General features: G+C 57.9%; 4 protein-coding genes. 1 reads left to right on the forward strand and 3 read right to left on the reverse strand.

The genetic code is table 11. The features are described 5' to 3' along the window. Positions 1–145: 145 nt before the first annotated feature. The 3 genes from LKE08_RS14690 to LKE08_RS14700 form a co-directional block, all read right to left on the reverse strand. On the reverse strand, positions 146–802 hold the full coding sequence (locus LKE08_RS14690) for a DivIVA domain-containing protein (RefSeq protein WP_324704987.1): 657 nt from the start codon (positions 800–802) through the stop codon (positions 146–148). Beyond that, positions 709–1,263, reverse strand: coding sequence for a pantetheine-phosphate adenylyltransferase (coaD, locus tag LKE08_RS14695; protein WP_324704990.1), 555 nt, complete (start codon positions 1,261–1,263; stop codon positions 709–711). Before coaD ends, LKE08_RS14690 begins: the two co-directional genes overlap by 94 nt. Before the next feature lie 297 nt (positions 1,264–1,560). Continuing rightward, a complete protein-coding gene (locus tag LKE08_RS14700) occupies positions 1,561–2,787 on the reverse strand; it encodes a PilT/PilU family type 4a pilus ATPase (protein WP_324704988.1) in 1,227 nt (408 codons plus the stop codon). 312 nt (positions 2,788–3,099) lie between these two features. Between LKE08_RS14700 and LKE08_RS14705 the strand changes: the two genes are divergently transcribed. Continuing rightward, positions 3,100–4,224 carry a DUF58 domain-containing protein gene (locus tag LKE08_RS14705; RefSeq protein WP_324704989.1) on the forward strand — a complete coding sequence of 375 codons (1,125 nt, stop codon included), beginning with the start codon at positions 3,100–3,102 and terminating at the stop codon, positions 4,222–4,224. The last annotated feature ends 117 nt before the right edge of the window (positions 4,225–4,341 follow it).

Consider the following 4,341-nt stretch of genomic DNA (forward strand, 5'->3'; position numbering starts at 1 on the left):
GAGACATCCAGACCGCTTGGGAATCAATTCCCAAGCTAATAGCTCAAATCATCTAAAGATGATTGGGGAATTTGTACGGATCTGACTATAAATTTGCCTCCGGTCGCCTCCGGTCGCCTCCGGTCGCCTCCTGTGCCCCCCTGCCTCAATGCAACGGGGGCTGCTGGGACTCGTTCCCTCGCAACTGCTGGCGGCCGTTGTGGATGACCCGCATCATGTCGCCGAGTTGCTGTTCGATGTTGCCCAGGACGTGATCGGCGTACTCGTCGGCCCCCGCCTGGATGTCGCTGCACTCGGACAGAATCCGACTTCGCATTTCGTCGAGTTCCTGTTGCGCCTGGTAGCGAATTTGTTCGATCTCGGCCAGGGTTTGCTGTTGCAGGGCTTCGCACTCCATCTGCACCTGCTGTCTGAGGCGATCGGCCTCTTCCTGGGCCTGCTGGACGATACCCATTTCGTTCAAAATGTGGGTGGCCCGATGCTCCGCCCCTTCCAAAATCTCCTGGGCGTACTCTTCCGCTTCTTGGAGAATTTCATCTTTGTGGCGAACGATAATATCCGCCTCCTGAAAGGCGCTCGGAAGATTCAAACGGATCAGATCGAGCTGGTCGAGCAACTGTTCTTCGTCCACCAGGGTACGCCGGGTCAGGGGAACGCGGGGACTGTCGAGAATCATTTCTTCGAGTCGGTTGAGTTCCCGCTGAATGTCTATTCCGGGCGATCCCGTCGGGGTGGGTTCACCTTCTGCGACGAGTCCGTTTGGGTTGGTTTCGATTCGGGGGGTTGATTCCTGGCGTAGCATCTATGGATATCTATGGCGACGTGTTCGGGAACAAGATGATCGACGGAACCACCAAACTTGGCGATCTCTTTGACGACACTGCTCGATAAAAAGCTATATTCGTTCGAGGTTGCCAAGAAAACTGTCTCGATTGTATCAGAGAGCGTCTTGTTGGTGTGAGCCATCTGCAATTCCATTTCAAAATCGGAAAGAACCCGTAGCCCCCGCAGCAGCACTTGGGCATTTCGCAATTTTGCATAGTCTACCGTCAAACCCTCAAAACCGGCGACCTCGACATTATTTAAATGGGAGGTCGATTGGCGAATTTGGCTCAGGCGCTCCTCTACGGTAAACAGAGGCATTTTGTTGGGGTTTCGTAGGACCGCGACAATCACCCGGTCAAACAGATAACAGCCCCGCTCAATGATATCGACATGACCGAGCGTAACGGGATCAAAACTCCCCGGATAAATAGCTATCACGATAGGACGCTGGTAGAAGTTTGTGACAGACTCCCGGCATTGACCGGGCGGGTACAACGCCGGCTGGTGGGCCCAAACGGTCTGGGTTTGGGTTTCGCGTTTGAGAGTGAGGCGATGTCCGACCCCACTGTTGAAGTCGATTTTATCACGGGGAGTTGCCGGTGCTATTTAATCATCCCACCTTCCCTTCCTCCCACACCTCACCTGGGGTAAGTGTGCGGCTCCGGCCGGAATGAGCTGGAGACGTTTGTTCTCGGAGGATTAGATTTCGAGAAAGCGGACGGGAAAACCGGAACTTTAGAACAAGGTTTTGCCCGGTTTGAATTCCCGCACGGCCCCGGAGCCATCGATCCCGGCCATCCGGAAGAGGCGATCGAGCTCGGCGGCATCGGGGGAGGCTTTTTCGGCTTCCTCCATCGTAATCCGTCCGGCGGTCACTTGCTCGTAAATAGCCCGGTTGATGAGTTGCATCCCTTCGTAGGTGTCATTTTCCATCAGGAGGATGGCGCTTTCTTCGTCCCCTTTGAGTAGGTAGTCGTGCATGGCGGGGGTGTTGATCAGGATATCGTGGACGGCGGTGCGCTTGTTATCGACGGTGGGGACGAGGAGTTGGGCGACGACGGCGACGAGGGAATCGCAGATTTGAATCCGCACGGTGGCTTGTTCGTCCACGCTGTAGAGGTTCAGCAGGCGGTTGACGGAGTTGAGGGCGTTGCGGGTGTGGAGGGTTCCGAGGACGAGGTGGCCGGTCTGGGCGGCTTGGAGGGCGGTATTGACGGTGATGCGATCGCGCATTTCCCCGATCAGGATGACGTCAGGATCTTCCCGCAACACGGCCCGCAGGGCGTGGTGAAATTCCAGGGTGTGCAGTCCCACTTCCCGCTGGGAGATCAGGCACTGGCGGGAGGCGTGGACGAATTCGATGGGGTCTTCGATGGTGACGACGTGCTTCCGGGCCGTTTCGTTGAGGTGGCGGAGCATGGCGGCGAGGGTGGTGGATTTACCGGAACCCGTCGGTCCGGTCACCAAAATCAAACCCTGGGGATAGCTGATAATTTTCTTGAGCACTTCCGGCAGTCTCAATTCCTCGATGCTGGGAATTTTCAGGCCGATGAGTCGCAGCACCATCGCGCCGCCGGTCAGGGATTCAAAACAGTTGACCCGGCACCGCACCAAGCCGGGGTAAAAAATGGCGGTGTCGAGTTCTTTGTTTTCTTCAAATTGTTGTCGCTGGTAGGGCGTCAGGATCTCCTGGAGGTAGTGCTCGAAAAGCTCAGGAGTCACCTTGATTTGATCCTTGATCCGCACCATTTCGCCCTGGATTCGATATCGGGTGGTGTGTCCGACCCGGATATGGATGTCGGAGGCTTTTTTCTGGAAGGCGTCCTTCACCATGTCTTTGATCGAATTTCCGATCGCCTTACTGGCGGAGCGTTGGGCGACTTGGCGCTCTTTCGGTTGTCGCGGGGCGGGCGGCCGTGGGGGCAGGTGGTCGGGAGACGGAGACTGAGCAGAATGACTCATGATCTGAATTTTCCTCTGTTGCTCGGGTCTGGCTGATCTGCCTTGAATTATAGGAAATTCGAGAATTGGGTGTAGACTTTTAAAAAGTTTTGCAATCAAATTTATCAAATTTCAACGGGTGCGGCGATCGCGGGTTGGCGGATATTGGGTTAAGAAAAAGTGACTGTGGCGGTTTTCGATCCGATGAAATCCGGGCGATCCCCCTAAATCCCCCTTAACAAGGGGGACTTCAACCTCTCAACCGTACTTCGAGAGCTTGAGAAATGCCATATCGGGAGAATCGACAAAATGCTACGGGGATGGGCTCGAAAAATGACCAATTGGCTGGAAACCCGCTGGGTGACGCCGGCTTACGCGGGGGGGCTGCTGGGGTTTTTGACCCTGTTTTTCTTCGGGGCGGCAACTAACACGATGGCGGGGTGGCTGTATGTGATCAGCGGCATGGGGTTGGCGGTGCTGCTGGCCGCGGCGATCCTCCCGGCCCGATCGCTGGTCCCCCTGAAGGTCCGCCGCCACCCCATCGCCCCGGTGAGCGTGGGCGACCCCCTGACGGTGGAGGTGGACATCGACAACCCCTCCCGCCAACCCCGCACCCTCCTGCAAGTGGTCGATCGCCTGCCACCGGCATTGGGGGAGGCGAAACGGGCGATCGAGGCGATCGCGCCGGGGGAAACCTACCGCTGGAGCTATTCTTTACCCACCCGACGACGGGGGATCTACCACTGGCCGGGGGTGCGGCTGCGGACGGCCGCGCCGCTGGGTTTGTTCTGGTGTTCCCGCGATCGCGACTTACAGGCGACGGCGATCGTTTATCCTACGGTTCTCCCCCTGGCGAGTTGCCCCCTCCTCGACGCGGTGGGGGACGACTCCGGACCCCAAATTTACGAGCGCGATCGCCTGCACCTGGCTACGGAGGGCATGACCCGCACCCTGCGCCCCTACCGCTACGGCGACCCCACCCGGCTGATCCACTGGCGATCGAGCGCCCGCTACGGGGAGTTGCGGGTGCGAGAATTGGAGGTGGCGATCCAGGGACAGGATATCGCCATCTGTCTCGACAGCAGCTTTTCCTGGGACGAAGCGGACTTTGAAACGGCGGTGTCCGTGGCCGCGTCCCTGTATTTTTACGCCTCCCGCGCCCAGTATCAGGTGCAGTTGTGGACGGCAAAAACGGGACTCGTCCGGGGAAATTGGACGGTTCTCGGGGTGCTGGCGGGGGTGGCGGCGGGAGAAACCCAGGCGATCGCCGATCCGCCGAATTTGCCCCTGATTTGGATCACCCAGAACCCCGAAACTTTGGCAACCCTCCCCCCCCGAAGCCGCTGGCTGCTGTGGCCGGCTGGCGAGGATTTTAGACGCGATCGCCTCCCCTGTCCCGGAATTGCGATCGATTCCACACAACCCCTGATCCCCCAATTGCAATCCCCTCCAATTTAGAAGCGGAGGGAGCGGAGGGACAGGAATTAGGGAGTCGGTCGCCCGAATTCCAGGGAATCTCCAATCCGATTCAGAAGCCTCTTTTCCGTGGGGGCAACCTTATAGGGTTGCCTCTTT

The sequence above is a fragment of the Lyngbya sp. CCY1209 genome (assembly GCF_035615495.1).
Classification (GTDB): domain Bacteria; phylum Cyanobacteriota; class Cyanobacteriia; order Cyanobacteriales; family Microcoleaceae; genus Limnospira.